Consider the following 17,319-nt stretch of genomic DNA (forward strand, 5'->3'; position numbering starts at 1 on the left):
ATGACAGCGCAATTTGAACACGTATCCGTATTAATGGACGAAACCATCGATGCCCTCGCAATTAAGCCAGACGGTATATACATGGATGGTACGTTTGGACGTGGCGGCCACTCTGGACAAATTTTAGCACGCCTTGGTGATGAAGGTCGCCTGCAAGCAATTGACCAAGATCCACAAGCGATAAAATCAGCCGAAAAATTTGCTGATGATCCACGTTTTGCGATTGCACATACTCGTTTTTCAAATTTATACGAAGTAGCTGAGCAGAACGATCTAATTGGTAAAGTGGATGGCATTTTATTAGACATTGGTGTTTCGTCGCCACAACTTGATGACGCTGCGCGTGGCTTTAGTTTCATGAAAGATGGGCCACTTGATATGCGCATGGACCCAACAACAGGCCGTAGTGCAGCACAGTGGTTAGCAGAAGCCGAGTTAGATGATATTACCCACGTAATTAAAAAACTGGGCGAAGAAAAGTTTGGTAAACGCATTGCACACAAAGTACTCGAAGTTCGTGAGCACACGCCAATTACAACAACAAAGCAACTTGCTGACCTTGTTGATGAAGCAGTACCGGTAAAAGATAAGTTTAAGCACCCTGCAACACGTACTTTTCAGGCGATTCGTATTTACATTAATAGCGAGCTTGAAGAGATTCAAACAGCGCTACAGTCTGCAGTTAAAGTGCTAAAGCCAGGCGGTCGTTTAGTGGTGATTTCGTTTCACTCACTAGAGGATCGTATTGTAAAACAGTTTATTAGAAAACAGAGTAGGGGAGAAGTGTTACCCAGAGGTCTGCCTTTAACTGATGCACAAATAAATAAAAACCTGACGTTAAAAGCAGTGGGTAAGGCTATTAAGCCAAGTACTGTTGAAGTAGAACGTAATCCACGTTCTCGTAGTTCTGTACTTAGGATTGCACAGAGGTTGGGATGAGTAAAAAAGCGAGCTATCGTCAACCCAATTTATTCTTTGAAATATTAAAAGGCCTAGGTGCTAACAAGCTAACCTCGGCCTTGTTGGTTGTGATATTCGCTTCTAGTTTAGCTGTTGTGCAAACAACACATTTAGCTCGTGGGCAACTTATTAAGCAAGATCAATTATTACAAGAACGTGATGAACTCGATTTAGAGTGGCGCTACTTACTTGTTGAAGAAGAATTTTATTCGCAACATGCACGCATTGAAGAAGTTGCTATATCACAATTAAAAATGAAACGACCTACGAGTCAAGATGAGCAGGTAATAATAGTACAATGAGAAATAGAGGCAAAAAACCAGTCACTAATTTAATCACATGGCGCTTTATGCTGGTGTGTACAGTTGTGTTTATGGTGTTTGTAACACTCGTATCTCGCGCTGCTTATTTACAAGTGATAGAACCCGATAAAGCCCGTTCAGAAAGTGATAAGCGCACGGTACGTGTTGAAAAACTGCATGTGCAACGTGGAATGATTTTTGACCGCAATGGTAAAGAATTAGCGGTAAGTGTGCCTGTGGTAAGTGTATATGCTGATCCTAAAGCATTACATAAATCGCTTGTTTCTAAAGTAATCAAACAAGCACGCAAAAGCGGCGAAGATCACTTATCTTTAACTGAAAACACTGCTGAGCTTGATAAGCGTACTGCACTTTATTATAAAAACGATTTACGCTGGCGTGAGCTTGCAGATGTGCTGCGGATTGATCCTAAAAAGATTAATTCTCGACTTTTAAACGATCCTTCGCGTCGCTTTGTGTATTTAAAGCGCCAAGTTACTCCTGCTGTAGCAAATTATATTGGTGATTTACGCCTCCCTGGTATCCATTTATTAGATGAATCTAAACGCTACTACCCTGCAGGTGAAGTTACCGCGCATGTTATTGGTTTTACCAATATCGATGGCAAAGGCATTGAAGGCATTGAAAAGCTATACGAAAACGCTTTAACGGGCGAGGAAGGCCGCCGTACCATTCGTAAAGACGCACAAGGGCGTGAGGTAGAAGTACTTGACGAGCGTGAACGTGTAGAGCCAGAAAGTATAGAACTAAGTATTGATCAACGAATTCAAGCTATTGCATACAAGGCTGTAAAATCAGCTGTATTGACTTATAAAGCCACATCGGGCTCAGCTATGGTAGTTGATGTTAAAACCGGTGAAGTACTGGCAATGGTAAATAGCCCTTCATTTAATCCAAACAACTTAAGCGATGCTGCACCTCATAAGCGTCGTAACCGCGCAATTACAGATTTGTTTGAACCAGGCTCAACTGTTAAGCCTCTAGCCATTTTGGCTGGGCTAGACTACGGCGCCATTCAGGCAGATGACACGATTGATACCTACCCAGGTTGGATGCGTTTAGGTGGTAGTTTAGTTAGAGATACTCGTAATCACGGCGAACTAACACTGCGCGAAATATTAAAGTACTCCTCAAACATGGGAGTTGCGAAGGTTACTCAGTTAGTGCCTAAAGATTACCTTGTTGGCTTATACCAAAAAGTAGGCTTTGGCAGTGATACTGGCACTGGAATGGTAGGTGAAAGCAGCGGTTTGTTTTATCCAAATCGCCGTTGGTCTGACTTTGAAATTGCGACTTTATCGTTTGGTTATGCGATTTCGGTAAGTACAGCGCAAATGGCACGTTTTTATACCATGTTAGGTGCTGGCGGGGTTAACCGACCTCTGACTATTTTAAAGCAAGATAATATACCTGAAGGCGAACGTATTTTTAAACAAAAAGACGTAGAAGCCGTAGTGCACATGATGGAAAGTGTATTTGAAAAAGACGGTACTGCTCGCAACATAAAAGTTGATGGGTATCGTGCAGCTGGTAAAACAGGTACATCTAAAAAAGCCGTAGCAGGTGGTTATGGTGATGAATATGTAGGTTATTTTGCAGGTGTAGCGCCGGCAAGTAATCCTCGTTTAGCCGTGGTAGTTATGATTAATGAACCAGGTGGTGATGTGTACTATGGAGGTGCCACCGCTGGCCCTGCATTTGCAGAAATCATCTCTAACGCATTAAGAATATTAAACGTAGCGCCTGACAAGGAAGAGGTTGCATACGTACAAGGTAAAGATAACGATGCGTGATTTAAAGGATATTTTAAAATACATCGAAATAGATGCGCCCTCGCAACTGGTAAAACATTTACGCCTAGATAGTCGTGAAGTAACGCCAGGTGATGTATTTGTTGCAATTAAAGGCCATGCACTTGATGGCGGACAATTTATTAGTAAAGCAATTGAAAATGGCGCAACAGCAATTATTGCTGACAGATTATGTGAATTTGAAACAAGTTTTGAGCCACTATATTTAGTTTCGGAGCTTGATAAAAAGCTTCCAGAATTAGCAAGTCGCTTTTATAACCAGCCAAGTCAGGCTCTTGATTTAATTGGTGTCACAGGTACAAATGGGAAATCGACGACCACAGCTATGATTGCCCACTTAGCACAATTTTGTAGTACTGAGTCGGCTATTATAGGCACTTTAGGTTATGGTCATCCTGATAACTTAATTCCACTGATTAATACCACACCTTCAACGGTTGATTTACAGCATATTTTGAGCGATTTAAATTCGCAGCATAAAAAGCTGGTAGCTATGGAAGTGTCATCTCATGGGTTAGTGCAGCAGCGCGTTGCTAAATGCGCGTTTAAAGCGGCTGTGTTTACTAATCTTTCGCGCGATCACTTAGATTACCATGGTGATATGGCAAGTTACGGTGATGCGAAACTAATGCTTTTCCGTGATTTTGAACCGCAAGTTGTAGTGCTTAATCAAGATGATGCTCAAGCTGAGCAATGGCTTGAAAAGTATGACTTTAATAACCTAGTTTGTTATGGCCGCAAAAACTTAGCCCCTAAGAATGCTCAGTACGTTTATTTTTCTAATGTTGAATATTCAAGTGACGGTATTTCGGCGCAGTTATCGACTAGTTGGGGTGATATATCGATTAAATCGCCTCTGTTTGGCGAATTCAACTTATATAACTTAACGGCCGCGATCGCTACATTACTAGGGCTTGGTTATCCGCTTGAGCAATTAGTTTCAGGTTGTGCGCAGTTACAGCCAGTAGCTGGGCGAATGCAAGCATTTAGCCAAGCAGGCATGCCAACGTGTGTTGTTGATTACGCACATACACCCGATGCACTTGCACTTGCATTACAAGCATTGCAGCAACATGTGCCAGGTGGTGTAAGTTGTGTATTTGGTTGTGGTGGCGACAGAGATAAAGGAAAGCGTGCATTGATGGCGCAAGCCGCAGAGCAAAACGCTAATAAAGTTATTATTACCAGTGATAACCCTCGCTCAGAAAACCCTGATGACATTATTGCAGATGTAGCAGCCGGTTTAACCCATCCTCAAAATGCACATTTAGAGGCTGATAGAGCGACTGCAATTCGTTTTGCTATAGAAAACGCTACAGCTGATGACGTTATTTTGATTGCAGGTAAAGGCCACGAAGATTATCAAATTATAGGTGATACGCGAATCGACTTTTGCGATCGCCGGTATGTACAAGAACAACTAAAAAAAGCAGTAAGAGGGATAACACAATGATCCCAATGGATTTTGATTGGTTAGCTAATGTGCTAACAACCGATTATCAAGGTGATAATCAACGCGTACTTAATATAAATACTGATACTCGTACAGTGTGCGATGGCGAAGTGTTTTTAGCACTGAAAGGGCCAAATTTTGATGGTCATAAATTTATAACTGAGGCTAAACAAAAAGGCGCGATTGGCGTTGTTGTTCAGCATAAAGTAGATGTAGATATTCCACAATTTATAGTGAGCGATACTCGTATTGCACTTGGTGTAATTGGCACTGCTGTTATGGCGCAAGTGGCGCCTAAAACAATTGCAATTACAGGTAGTGTAGGCAAAACAACTGTAAAAGAAATGTGTGCGGCAATTTTGTCGGTTCACGGTGATGTATTAGCTACTAAAGGTAATTTTAATAACGATATTGGCGTCCCACTTACGTTATTGCGCTTAGAGCCTCAACATCGTTTTGCAGTAATTGAGCTAGGTGCAAATCACTTAGGTGAAATTGCTTACACCACTGCAATGACAAAACCAGATGTAGCCGTTGTATGCAATGTTGCAGCAGCTCACTTAGAAGGTTTTGGTAGTTTAATGGGGGTTGCAAAAGCTAAAGGTGAGATTTTTGACGGCCTAAAAGATGACGGCGTTGCTATTGTTAACTGCGATAGTGAATTTAGCCAGTATTGGTTAGATAAGCTTGAAGGACGTAATGTTAAACGTTTTTCTACAACCGAAAAGCTAGATATTTGGGCAGAGAACATCACGCTTGATGCCAATGCGCGTGCAAGCTTTACGCTTTGCACTAAAAACAAGCAAGTACCTGTTACTTTAGCGCTACCTGGTAAGCACAATATTAGTAATGCACTTATCGCTGCTGCACTGACTAGTGAATTTGATGTAACCCTTGAAGAAATAGCCAATGCACTTGCCACAATGGGTGATGTAAAAGGGCGCGTTAATTTAATTGAAGTGTCTGATTTACTCACCGTGGTTGATGATACCTATAATGCCAATGTTAAGTCGGTAAAGGCTGCGATTGACTTGTTAAGTGATATGCAAGGTCACCGCATTTTAGCACTCGGAGACATGGGGGAGCTAGGTGAAGATGCACGTAAGTACCATCAAGAAGTTGGCGAGTACGCACTTGAGCAAGGGATTGATGAGTTATTTACATTAGGTGTATTAAGTAAATACGCAAGTGATGTGTTTGAACTCCCTAATCGTCACTTTTCGAGTCGCGAACAGATGCAGCAAAAAATTCAAGACAGTATTAATAAAGTGAATACTAAAACAACAATAGTAGTGAAAGGATCGCGCAGTTCTCGCATGGAATTATTAGTAACCGATTTAGTTAATGGCCAGCAACAAGCCATCAATGGAGTATCATAATGTTAGTTTGGCTGGCAGAGTATTTAACACAGTATTTTAGTGGTTTTCATGTTTTTTCGTATTTAACGCTACGTGCCATTTTAGGTATTTTAACTGCGCTAATTATGTCTCTTTATTTAGGGCCTAAGTTAATTCGTGGTTTGCAACGTATGCAAATAGGCCAAACAGTTCGTGACGATGGTCCGCAATCGCATTTGTCTAAGTCGGGTACGCCGACTATGGGCGGTTTACTTATTTTAGCGGCTATTTTTACCAGCACGCTACTTTGGGCCGATTTATCAAATAAATACGTATGGGCAACACTGTTTGTAATTGGCTCTTTAGGTATTGTTGGCTTTGTTGATGATTACCGTAAAGTTATTCGTAAAGATCCAAAAGGTTTAATTGCTAAGTGGAAGTACTTTTGGCAGTCGGTCATTGCATTAGTTGTTGCTACTGCTTTGTACTTTACCAGTGCACAAGCATCTGAAACATCACTTGTTGTTCCATTTTTTAAAGACGTGTTACCGCAATTAGGTTTGTTTTATATCGTACTTACGTATTTTGCGATAGTAGGTACATCAAACGCGGTAAACCTGACCGATGGCTTAGATGGCTTGGCGATTGTGCCAATTATTTTGGTGGCTGCGGCATTGGCAATTATTGCTTACTTAACAGGTAATATTAACTTTTCGGCTTACTTACATATTCCACATTTACCGCTAGCGAGTGAGCTTGTGGTTGTGTGTACTGCCATTGTAGGCGCAGGGCTTGGCTTTTTATGGTTTAACACTTACCCAGCACAAGTATTTATGGGCGATGTTGGCTCATTAGCACTTGGTGGCGCATTAGGTATTATTGCTGTTTTAGTACGCCAAGAGTTACTGCTTATTATTATGGGCGGTGTATTTGTAATGGAAGCGCTATCGGTAATATTACAAGTGGGGTCGTATAAATTACGGGGACAACGCATTTTTAGAATGGCGCCAATTCACCATCATTACGAATTAAAAGGTTGGCCAGAGCCTCGCGTTATTGTGCGCTTTTGGATTATTTCTGTTGTGCTAGTGCTTACTGGCTTAGCTACTTTAAAGATTCGATAAATGCAGTATTTAAACGAGATAAAAAACAAACAAATAACAGTGCTCGGACTCGGTGTAACCGGTCTGGGCATTGTGCGTTTTCTATTATCTCATGGCCTTGCCCCCAAGGTCGTTGATAGCCGAGCAACCCCGCCGGGGATTGATTGGTTAAAAGAGCACGCGCCAACTCTAGATACCCACTTTGGTAATTTGGATGACGCAGAGCTTTGTTCAAGCGATATGATTATTATAAGCCCTGGGCTTAGCTTAAAAATACCAGCTGTTGCAAATGCAATTAACGCAGGTGTTGAAGTGATTGGTGACGTTGAGTTATTTGCGCGCATTAATACAAAACCTGTCGTTGCAGTAACGGGCTCTAACGGTAAGTCAACCGTGGTTACGCTCGCTTATGAAGTGTTAAAAGAAGCCGGTTATAAAGTTGCTTTGGGTGGGAATATTGGCACAGCGGTACTTGATTTACTCAATGATGATTTTGATGTGTATGTACTTGAGTTATCGAGTTTTCAGTTAGATACCACAACGAGTTTAAAACCAGTAAGTGCAACGGTATTAAATGTGTCTGAAGATCATCTTGACCGCTATGACAGTTACCAAGCTTATATAGACTCAAAGCTTAGTATTTATAAGTTCGCAGAGCTTATTGTTGTCAATGCAGACGACATTCAAACACGTCCTGTTGAGCGCGGAACGGCTCCTCTAATTAGCTTTGGTGCTCAACAAGGTGATTACCATTTAGCGCAGCACAATGGCGAAACTCATTTTATGCTTAAAGGCGATGCCTTTTTACCTGTCGATACGCTTGCGGTAGTGGGTAAGCACAATTATTTAAATACGCTTGCAGTAATGGCGCTCTTAAGCTCGTTTGAAGTAAGCAAAGAGCAATATAAAAATGCGTTAGGTCAATTTAATGGATTGGCTCATCGCTGCCAATTTATAGCTGAGCTTAACGGTGTAAAGTATTTTAACGATTCAAAGGCTACCAATGTTGGAGCAACCATTGCTGCAATAGATAGTTTAGCAAGTGACGGTGAAAACCTGATTGTGATTGCTGGTGGCGATGCTAAAGGCGCTGATTTAAATGCGCTTAAACCTTATATAAAACAGCATGTAAAAGCATTAATTTGTTTTGGCAAAGATGCAAGTGATTTAGCTGCGATTACCAACAAGAGTTATTTAACTAACAATATGGAAGAAGCCGTTGCTTTGGCCAAAGTGCTTAGTAGTACAGGCAATATTGTTTTATTGGCACCCGCATGTGCCAGCATTGATATGTATAACAACTATATGCAACGCGGTGATGACTTCGTTCAGTGTGTAATGGCAGGGCAATCATGATTGCTTTTGCCGATATAAGAGATGCGTTAACACCTAAGCCTTCAGGGCAGTTATACGATGTGCCGCTATTATACTGCGTAATAATGCTAATTGGTGTTGGTTTTATCATGGTAACCAGTGCATCAATGCCCACCGCAGAGCGACTATTTGATGACCCGTACCATATTACCATTCGCCACAGCATGTTTTTGGCGATGGCTTTTGTACTTTTTTGGATAAGCGTTTGCGTGCCAATGGAGTGGTGGAAACGTTCAAACCCTTACCTATTAATACTGGGTATGGTGCTATTAATAGCAGTATTGATTATTGGTCGTGAAGTGAACGGCGCTAAACGATGGATACCTATTGGACCTGTTGGTTTTCAGGTTGCTGAGGCCGCTAAGTTATACTTTTTTAGTTATATAGCTGGCTACTTAGTAAGAAAACGCGAAGAAGTACAAGAAAATATTAAAGGTTTTGCAAAGCCAATAGCAGTATTTGCAGTGTATGCATTACTTATTTTACTACAGCCCGATTTAGGCACAGTAGTTGTTATGTTTGTAACAACGGTTGGCTTGCTGTTTTTAGCTGGTGCTAAATTATGGCAGTTTTTTGTACTTATTTTAACGGGCGTGGGTCTGGTTGTATTACTAATTATTGTTGAACCATATCGAATGGCGCGTGTTGTAGGCTTTTTAGACCCTTGGGATGATCCTTTTGGTAAAGGTTATCAGTTGGTGCAATCACTAATGGCGTATAGCCAAGGTGGTTGGTTTGGTCAAGGCTTAGGTAACAGCGTACAAAAACTACAATATTTACCTGAAGCGCATAACGATTTTATTTTTGCCGTTATAGGTGAAGAGCTCGGCTTAATAGGCGTTGTAAGTATTTTAACGGTATTAGCTACTTTAGTATTTAGAGCCTTATTAATAGGTCAACAAGCGCTTAAATGCGGTAAGGAATACGAAGGCTACTTTTCATTTGCCATTGGTATTTGGTTTGCATTTCAAACCATGGTGAATGTAGGTGCAAGTGCGGGTATTTTACCAACGAAGGGTTTAACCCTGCCGTTTATTTCTTATGGCGGCTCAAGCTTATTAATTATGACGATTGCCACGGGTATTTTATTGCGCGTAGATTTTGAAACCAAAATGGCAACCAAACAAGCCACCTCACGCGGAGGTAAGCGATGAGTAAAAAATTAGTAGTAGTGGCTGGTGGAACTGGCGGGCATATTTTTCCTGGCATTGCAGTGGCCGATTATTTAAAGCAGCAGGGCTGGCAAGTCAGCTGGATTGGCACTCCTGATCGAATGGAAGCAAGTGTTGTTCCTAAGCATGGCATTGATATTGATTTCATTAATGTTAAAGGTGTTCGTGGCAATGGGTTAAAACGTCTCATTAAAGCCCCATTCATGGTACTTAATGCAATATTGCAAGCGCGTAAGGTATTGAAAGAACAGCGCCCGGATGTAGTACTTGCAATGGGCGGTTATGTTACGGGTCCAACGGGAATTGCAGCAAAAAGTTTAGGTATCCCGCTGGTTATTCACGAGCAAAATGCTGTAGCCGGTATGAGCAATAAATGGCTTGCTAAGTTTGCTACACGCGTATTAGCAGCATTTCCAAGTGCGTTTGCACAAGGACAAGCTGAGCTAGTAGGTAATCCAGTACGTCAAAGTGTAATGGATATAGTCAAACGCGATGTATCAAGCCCTATTAATATTTTAGTGGTTGGTGGGTCGCTTGGTGCACAAGTGCTTAATCAGACGCTACCAGAAGCATTTAAAGGCCTTAGTAATACAGCTCCAATAAATGTGTGGCATCAAACAGGTAAAGGTCATTTGCCCACTGTAAAAGCAGCTTATAAAGAGCATGGTTTAGCGGGCGGTAATACAAAAATAGCTGAATTTATTGATGATATGGACGCAGCATATAGCTGGGCTGATATTGTTGTTTGTCGTGCAGGTGCGTTAACTGTTAGCGAAATCGCAGCGGCAGGTAAAATGGCTGTTTTTGTCCCGTTTCCTCATGCGGTGGACGACCACCAAACAGCGAATGCACAGTATTTGGTAATGGCGAATGGGGCATTATTAATGCCGCAAGAACAGTTTAATAAACAATCAATTGTTGAACTATTAAGCCCGTATTTAGCCCAACCTTCATTAATTACTGAAATGGCTACAAATGCAAAAAAACAAGCCATTTTAGATGCCACAGCAAGCGTAGCTACGCACTGTGAGCAAGTAACAAATAAGAGAAAATAAGTGAAAGAGATATCAGTACAAGAAAAGCATACACGCCCAGCAATGCGCCGAATAGAAACCATCCACTTTATCGGTATTGGTGGAGCTGGTATGGGCGGGATTGCTGAAGTACTCGCATTTGAAGGCTACCGTATTACAGGTTCTGACATTGCTCATAGCGCTATGACAGATCGTTTAATTAAAGCCGGTGCTGAAGTATTTATTGGCCATCATGAAAATAACGTGAAAGATGCCAATGTAGTGGTTGTTTCAAGCGCGATTGATGAAACAAACCCTGAAATTATCGCAGCTAAAGCCGCAAGAGTTCCGGTTGTACGCCGTGCAGAAATGCTTGCTGAACTAATGCGTTTTCGTCACGGCATAGCCATTGCGGGTACGCATGGTAAAACAACGACAACGAGCTTAATTGCAAGCATTTATGGACAAGCAGGCCTTGATCCAACGTTTATCATTGGTGGCTTGTTAAATAGCGCAGGTAGTAACGCAAAAGTAGGTAAAAGCGATTTTTTAATTGCAGAAGCAGATGAAAGCGATGCGTCGTTTTTACACTTACAGCCAATGGTATCGGTGATCACAAATATCGAAGAAGATCACATGGATACTTACGGTGGCAGTCTTGAAAAGATGAAAGACACCTATGTGGATTTTATTCATAACTTGCCGTTTTATGGTTTAGCCGTTGTATGTATTGACTCTGAAGTTGCTGCTGAACTTATTCCGCGTTTTGGTCGCCCAGTTATCACGTATGGTGAATCGAAGGATGCTGATTACCGCATGAGCGACTTTAGCCAATCAGCTAATACATGCACATTTACAGTAACTAACAAGCAAGGTGAGTGTTTAACTGCCACGTTGAATATGCCAGGTAGACATAACGCACTCAATGCAACCGCTGCAATTGCTGTGGCAAAAGATCAAAACATTGCGAACCATGCAATTTTAGAAGCGCTGCAGAAGTTTGAGGGTATTGGTCGTCGTTTTCAACACTATGGTGAATTTGAAAACGAGCGTGGCAATGTGATGTTAGTTGATGATTACGGGCATCACCCTTCAGAAGTTGCAGCAACAATTGCAGCAGTACGTGAAGGATGGCCAGATAAGCGTTTAGTAATGGTATATCAACCTCATAGGTTTTCTCGTACACGTGATTTATACGAAGATTTTGTAAAAGTACTTGCTGATGTAGATCAGTTGCTATTGCTTGATGTGTATAGCGCTGGTGAAGATCCAATTGTTGGCGCAGACAGCAAAAGCTTATGCCGTAGCCTTCGTCAACGTGGCAAAGAGCCGCTGCATGTAGCAACAAATGCAGAACTTGCTGGCGTTTTGGCCGCAAATTTACAAAATAATGATTTAGTATTAACTCAAGGCGCTGGTAATATAGGTCAGTTAGTTAAAACATTAGCTGCGACGGGTATGTCGATAGAAAAACTTAAGCAAGGTGAAGTATGACTCAGGTAAACACACAATTTGGTAAAGTAGCGGTACTGCTAGGTGGTAACTCAGCAGAACGTGAAGTGTCTTTACGATCGGGTCAAGCTGTTTTAAATGCACTGCAAAATAGTGGTATTGATGCAATTGCATTTGACCCACAAAGTCGTTCTTTGTGGGAATTAAAAGAATTAAATGTAGAGCGTGTTTTTATTGCTTTGCATGGGCGTGGTGGCGAAGACGGAACTGTACAAGGTGCGCTTGAATTTATGAACTTGCCTTACACGGGCAGTAATGTACTAGGTTCAGCACTTGCTATGGATAAAGTACGTTGTAAACACTTATTTAAATCAGCGGGATTAAGCACCGCACCTTATGCCGTAGTTGATGCCAAAAAAGGCTTTGATGCTGCAGCTATTATGGGTGAGTTTAAAAAGGTAATGGTTAAGCCATCGCACGAAGGCTCAAGTATAGGTATGGCACAAGCAAGTACAGTACAAGAACTTGAAGATGCATTAGCTAATGCATTTAAGTTTGATAACCAAGTGCTTGTAGAGCAGTGGATCACGGGACGTGAGTTTACAATCACAGTGCTTGGCGACGAAGTACAACCAGTCATTGAAATGACGACACCAAATGGTTTTTACGACTACCAAGCTAAGTATCAATCAAATACTACGCAGTATCATTGCCCTGCAGATTTGTCAGAGCAAGATACTAAGTACTTACAAGCTATCTCACTAGATGCTTTTGATTTAGTGGGTGCAAGCGGCTGGGGCCGTGTTGATGCGATGCAAGACGAGCAGGGTAATTTTTATCTCCTTGAAGTAAATACAGTACCAGGCATGACTGAAAAATCGTTAGTACCAATGGCTGCAAAAGCGAATGGGGCAACTTTTGAACAATTAGTTGTTCGCATTTTAGAGCAAACGCTTTAATATGCATCCCCTTTTAGAAAAAGCTCAAGAAATCAAACTGAAGCTTAATTGGTCTCTGATTTTTGGTGTGAGCTTTTTTCTCATTGTTGTAGTTGGCTTAGTGCAAATTACGACAGGTGTATCGGATTGGTTAGTTGAAAACAAAGATGCTCAAATTAAGCACCTTACAGTGCAAGGGCTGCCTAAATACACAGATGAAACGGCAATTATAAAAGCGATTAAAAAAGCCGATTTAAGTAGTTTTTTTGAACTTGATGTTAAGCATGTGCAGCAGCTAGTTCAAGACTTGCCCTGGGTTGCTACCGCTTCGGTACGTAAGCAATGGCCTGATACTATACAAGTATATGTAGTTGAACATGAAGTAGTAGCACATTGGAATAGCGACTTATTGCTCAACCAAAGTGGCCAAGCATTTCAAGCCAGCAGCGATAAGTTAGATGATGACTTACCGCAGTTATACGGCCCAGAAGGCAGCGAAGAAGAGGCGTGGATTGCTTTTAAGCAATTTGATGAAATGCTAAAAGTTAACGGCTTAACGTTAACAAGTTTGGCATTGTCGGAGCGCTTTTCGTGGCAATTATGGCTAGATAACGGAATACGTTTAAATTTAGGACGTAAAGATAAAGCCAAGCGTGTGCAACGTTTTATAGACGTCTACCCACGAATGGAACAACGTGCAGATGCACAAGTAGATACAATAGATTTACGGTATGATACCGGCCTTGCAGTAAGCTTTAAGCCAGTGCAAGAAGAACAATTACAAAATAAGAGTAAGGCATGACTAAGTCAGCAGAAAGAAACCTAGTAATAGGGTTAGACGTTGGCACCTCGAAAGTGGTTGCCACGGTAGGTGAAATCACCGCAGATAACAAGCTCAGCATTGTTGGTGTGGGCAGCCAAGTATCTCATGGTATGGATAAAGGCGGCGTTAACGATTTAAACTTAGTGTCTGAGTCTATTCGCCGAGCAATAGACGAAGCCGAGTTAATGGCTGATTGTCGTATTAGCTCTGTGTATTTGGGGATTTCTGGCAAACACATACAGTGCCAAAACGAAAGTGGCGTGGTGGCAATTAATAACACCGAAGTCACTGACGAAGACATTGAAAATGTAATTCATATTGCGCGTTCTGTGCCTATTTCGGCAGAGCGTAAAATGCTGCATGCATTACCGCAAGAGTACAGCATCGACATGCAAGAGGGGATTAAAAACCCATTAGGCATGAGCGGTGTTCGTATGGAAGCGCGTGCACACATTATTACGTGCTCAAACGATATGGCAAAAAATATCGAGAAATGCGTAGAGCGCTGTGGTCTTGAAGTCGATCAGCTTATCTTTACTGCATTAGCGTCTTGTTATTCTGTACTAACAGATGACGAAAAAGAGCTAGGTGTTGCGGTACTTGATATTGGTGGCGGCACTATGGATATCACCATTTATATTAATGGCGCACTTCGTCACTCTGCGGTTATTCCAGTGGCCGGTAACCAAGTTACTGGTGATATTGCAAAAATATTTCGCACACCTATATCACATGCCGAGTCACTCAAAGTACAATACGCATGTGCTAGTAGCCAAATGGCCAGTAGCGAAGACACAATTGAAGTACCAAGTGTAGGCGGACGACCAGCAAGGTTAATGTCGCGCCATACATTATCTGAGGTGGTAGAGCCTCGTTTTAGAGAATTATTTGAGCTTGCGATGGAAGAAATTCGTCGTTCAGGCTTAGAAGACCAAATTGCGGCAGGTCTCGTTATTACAGGCGGAACTGCTAAAATGACTGGCGCGATGGAAGTGGCAGAAGACATCTTCCAAATGCCAGTAAGAATAGGCAAACCAATCGGGATGGTTGGTTTGACAGACTATGTAGATGATCCTTCGTACGCAACCGCTGTTGGTTTGTTACAATACGGTCGTACCATGCAATCGATGAATGCACAAAAGTCGAAAGCAGAGGATAACAATAATTGGTGGAACCGCATTACTAAATGGTTCCAAGGCGAGTTTTAAGACTCAAGTCGGAGAGTAAACATGTTTGATATAATGGAACAACACAGCGAAGAAGCTGTAATAAAAGTAATCGGCGTGGGCGGTGGTGGCGGTAACGCTGTTGAGCACATGGTAAAACAACAAATAGAAGGCGTGCGTTTTATAGCCGCTAATACTGATGCGCAAGCATTACGTAACTCTGCAGCCGATATTACAGTTCAGCTAGGCACGCAAATAACCTCTGGGTTGGGTGCGGGCGCAAACCCTGAAGTAGGCCGTAAGTCGGCTGAAGAAGATGCAGATACAATTCGTGCCAGCCTTGAAGGCGCCGATATGGTCTTTATTGCAGCAGGTATGGGCGGTGGTACAGGTACTGGTGCAGCACCGGTAGTTGCTAAAATAGCAAAAGAGCTAGGTATTTTAACTGTTGCAGTTGTAACACGTCCTTTTGATTTTGAAGGTAAAAAACGTGCAGCAGCCGCTGAACAAGGCATTAATGAATTGTCAGAAATTGTAGATTCACTTATTACAATTCCGAACAATAAATTGCTTAAAGTTTTAGGAAAAGGGACTACACTTCTAGATGCCTTCGCTAAAGCTAATGACGTATTATTTGGTGCGGTACAAGGTATAGCAGAGCTAATTACACGTTCTGGTTTAATTAACGTGGATTTCGCCGATGTTAGAACTGTAATGTCTGCAATGGGTACTGCAATGATGGGAACGGCGTCTGCGTCAGGTCCTGATCGTGCACAAGAAGCAGCAGAAGCGGCTATCTCAAGCCCACTACTAGAAGACGTTGATTTAACAGGTGCTAAAGGTATCTTAGTTAATATTACCGCAGGTATGGACATTGCGATTGAAGAATTTGAAATTGTTGGTAATCACGTTAAAGCACTTGCGTCAGAAAACGCAACGGTTGTTGTTGGTGCGGTAATCGACCCAGAAATGACTGATGAGCTACGTGTAACGGTTGTTGCAACTGGCTTAGGCGGCGATCGTCGTCCACAGTTTGGTATTGTTGATAACGGCTTTAAAAAAGCATCAGGTTCTGATGTTGCAAGCACATCAAACCAAACGAGCAGTATGTACGTACCAAGCTTTGCAAGCCAAGATACAAACACTGAAGAAAACACTGCTAAAGCGCAAACGCAAAGTAAAGAAAAAGCGCCTTCAACGAGCTCAAGCAGTGCATCAAGCTCTTCAGCGCAAAACAGTAAAAAAGCGGATAAATCAGAAGGTGGTGATTATTTTGATATCCCCGCTTTTTTACGTAAGCAGGCTGATTAACATTTAACAATACTTTTGTTTGAAATATGTACGAATATTGAAAGGCAAAAGGATTTATGTTAAAATCCGCCATATAACTGTAACTGATTTAAAAGTGAGCATACCTATGATTAAACAGCGTACGATTGCAGAAGTAGTCAAAGCCATAGGAATTGGACTTCATAAAGGTGAGAAGGTCACAATAACTCTCCGACCTGCGAGCGCAAATACTGGGATTGTATTTCGTCGTGTCGACCTTGATCCGGTTGTTGATTTTGAAACAACACCTGAAGCCGTTGGTGATACGCAGCTGTGTACCTGTTTAATTAACAAAGATGGTGTTCGCTTATCGACTACTGAGCATCTTATTGCAGCCGTGGCTGCAATGGGGATTGATAATTTAATTGTAGAATTAGATAGCTCAGAAGTGCCGATTATGGATGGTAGTGCATTACCATTCATATATTTGTTACAAAAAGGCGGAATTGAAGAGCAAAACGTTGCTAAACGCTTTATCCGTATTAAAGAAAAAGTACGCATTGAAGAAGATGGTAAATGGGCTGAAGTTGAACCATATGATGGTTTTCATATCGACTTTGAGATTGCATTTAACCACCCTGCTATCAATGAAAGTCGCCAACGTATTGGGTTGGATATAACAACGCAAAGCTTTATTGAAGAAATTAGCCGTGCGCGTACTTTTGGATTTATGAAAGATATTGAATACATGCATGCAAACAACCTAGCGCTAGGTGGGAGCATGGATAGTGCAGTTGTACTTGATGAATTCAAAGTTTTAAATCCTAACGGTTTACGTTATAGCGACGAGTTCGTTAAGCACAAGATATTAGACTGTGTTGGTGACATGTTTATGACAGGCCATAACCTTTTAGGTAAAGTAACTGCATTTAAGTCAGGTCATGATTTAAATAATAAATTACTTCGTAAAATTATGGCAACAGAGTCAGCATGGGAGTGGGCAACATTTGAAACGCCTGTGACGATGCCTGCACCCGGTCTTGAGTTAGCCCACGCTTAAAAGCGTTATAGCGAAGCTCGAAAAACAGTTATAAAAAATGACGCTTATTAGCGTCATTCTTTTTG

General features: G+C 41.7%; 15 protein-coding genes. All 15 read left to right on the plus strand.

Translation table 11 applies throughout. The features are described 5' to 3' along the window. On the plus strand, positions 1–939 hold the full coding sequence (gene rsmH / locus I6E80_RS01395) for a 16S rRNA (cytosine(1402)-N(4))-methyltransferase RsmH (RefSeq protein ID WP_076923708.1): 939 nt from the start codon (positions 1–3) through the stop codon (positions 937–939). Beyond that, positions 936–1,262: a cell division protein FtsL gene (gene ftsL / locus I6E80_RS01400; protein WP_007582915.1), complete on the plus strand. Its 327-nt coding sequence runs from the start codon at positions 936–938 to the stop codon at positions 1,260–1,262. Before rsmH ends, ftsL begins: the two co-directional genes overlap by 4 nt. Beyond that, on the plus strand, positions 1,259–3,076 hold the full coding sequence (locus I6E80_RS01405; protein ID WP_170071690.1) for a penicillin-binding transpeptidase domain-containing protein: 1,818 nt from the start codon (positions 1,259–1,261) through the stop codon (positions 3,074–3,076). The genes ftsL and I6E80_RS01405 overlap by 4 nt, the downstream gene beginning before the upstream one ends. Continuing rightward, entirely contained in the window at positions 3,069–4,547 is a 1,479-nt protein-coding gene (gene murE / locus I6E80_RS01410; RefSeq protein ID WP_197184595.1) for a UDP-N-acetylmuramoyl-L-alanyl-D-glutamate--2,6-diaminopimelate ligase, read from the plus strand. Before I6E80_RS01405 ends, murE begins: the two co-directional genes overlap by 8 nt. Continuing rightward, positions 4,544–5,926: a UDP-N-acetylmuramoyl-tripeptide--D-alanyl-D-alanine ligase gene (murF, locus tag I6E80_RS01415; RefSeq protein WP_197184596.1), complete on the plus strand. Its 1,383-nt coding sequence runs from the start codon at positions 4,544–4,546 to the stop codon at positions 5,924–5,926. The genes murE and murF overlap by 4 nt, the downstream gene beginning before the upstream one ends. Continuing rightward, on the plus strand, positions 5,926–7,008 hold the full coding sequence (gene mraY, locus I6E80_RS01420; protein ID WP_024599287.1) for a phospho-N-acetylmuramoyl-pentapeptide-transferase: 1,083 nt from the start codon (positions 5,926–5,928) through the stop codon (positions 7,006–7,008). The genes murF and mraY overlap by 1 nt, the downstream gene beginning before the upstream one ends. After that, on the plus strand, positions 7,009–8,343 hold the full coding sequence (gene murD, locus I6E80_RS01425; protein ID WP_197184597.1) for a UDP-N-acetylmuramoyl-L-alanine--D-glutamate ligase: 1,335 nt from the start codon (positions 7,009–7,011) through the stop codon (positions 8,341–8,343). Beyond that, positions 8,340–9,515, plus strand: a complete 1,176-nt coding sequence (ftsW, locus tag I6E80_RS01430; RefSeq protein WP_024599289.1) for a cell division protein FtsW — start codon at positions 8,340–8,342, stop codon at positions 9,513–9,515. Before murD ends, ftsW begins: the two co-directional genes overlap by 4 nt. After that, a complete protein-coding gene (gene murG / locus I6E80_RS01435) occupies positions 9,512–10,588 on the plus strand; it encodes an undecaprenyldiphospho-muramoylpentapeptide beta-N-acetylglucosaminyltransferase (protein WP_197184598.1) in 1,077 nt (358 codons plus the stop codon). The genes ftsW and murG overlap by 4 nt, the downstream gene beginning before the upstream one ends. Beyond that, complete coding sequence (gene murC / locus I6E80_RS01440; RefSeq protein ID WP_024599291.1) at positions 10,589–12,040, plus strand: UDP-N-acetylmuramate--L-alanine ligase; 1,452 nt, start codon at positions 10,589–10,591, stop codon at positions 12,038–12,040. After that, entirely contained in the window at positions 12,037–12,957 is a 921-nt protein-coding gene (locus I6E80_RS01445; RefSeq protein ID WP_076923701.1) for a D-alanine--D-alanine ligase, read from the plus strand. The genes murC and I6E80_RS01445 overlap by 4 nt, the downstream gene beginning before the upstream one ends. Position 12,958: 1 nt before the next feature. Then, positions 12,959–13,738, plus strand: coding sequence for a cell division protein FtsQ/DivIB (locus I6E80_RS01450; protein ID WP_197184599.1), 780 nt, complete (start codon positions 12,959–12,961; stop codon positions 13,736–13,738). Next, positions 13,735–14,967 carry a cell division protein FtsA gene (gene ftsA / locus I6E80_RS01455; RefSeq protein ID WP_007582937.1) on the plus strand — a complete coding sequence of 411 codons (1,233 nt, stop codon included), beginning with the start codon at positions 13,735–13,737 and terminating at the stop codon, positions 14,965–14,967. The genes I6E80_RS01450 and ftsA overlap by 4 nt, the downstream gene beginning before the upstream one ends. Before the next feature lie 21 nt (positions 14,968–14,988). Next, positions 14,989–16,236 (plus strand): cell division protein FtsZ, encoded by a 1,248-nt coding sequence (gene ftsZ, locus I6E80_RS01460; RefSeq protein WP_024599294.1) that lies wholly within the window; start codon positions 14,989–14,991, stop codon positions 16,234–16,236. 106 nt (positions 16,237–16,342) lie between these two features. Next, positions 16,343–17,254 carry a UDP-3-O-acyl-N-acetylglucosamine deacetylase gene (gene lpxC, locus I6E80_RS01465; protein WP_024599295.1) on the plus strand — a complete coding sequence of 304 codons (912 nt, stop codon included), beginning with the start codon at positions 16,343–16,345 and terminating at the stop codon, positions 17,252–17,254. The last annotated feature ends 65 nt before the right edge of the window (positions 17,255–17,319 follow it).

It is taken from the genome of Pseudoalteromonas sp. NSLLW218, assembly GCF_015864775.1.
GTDB lineage: Bacteria > Pseudomonadota > Gammaproteobacteria > Enterobacterales > Alteromonadaceae > Pseudoalteromonas.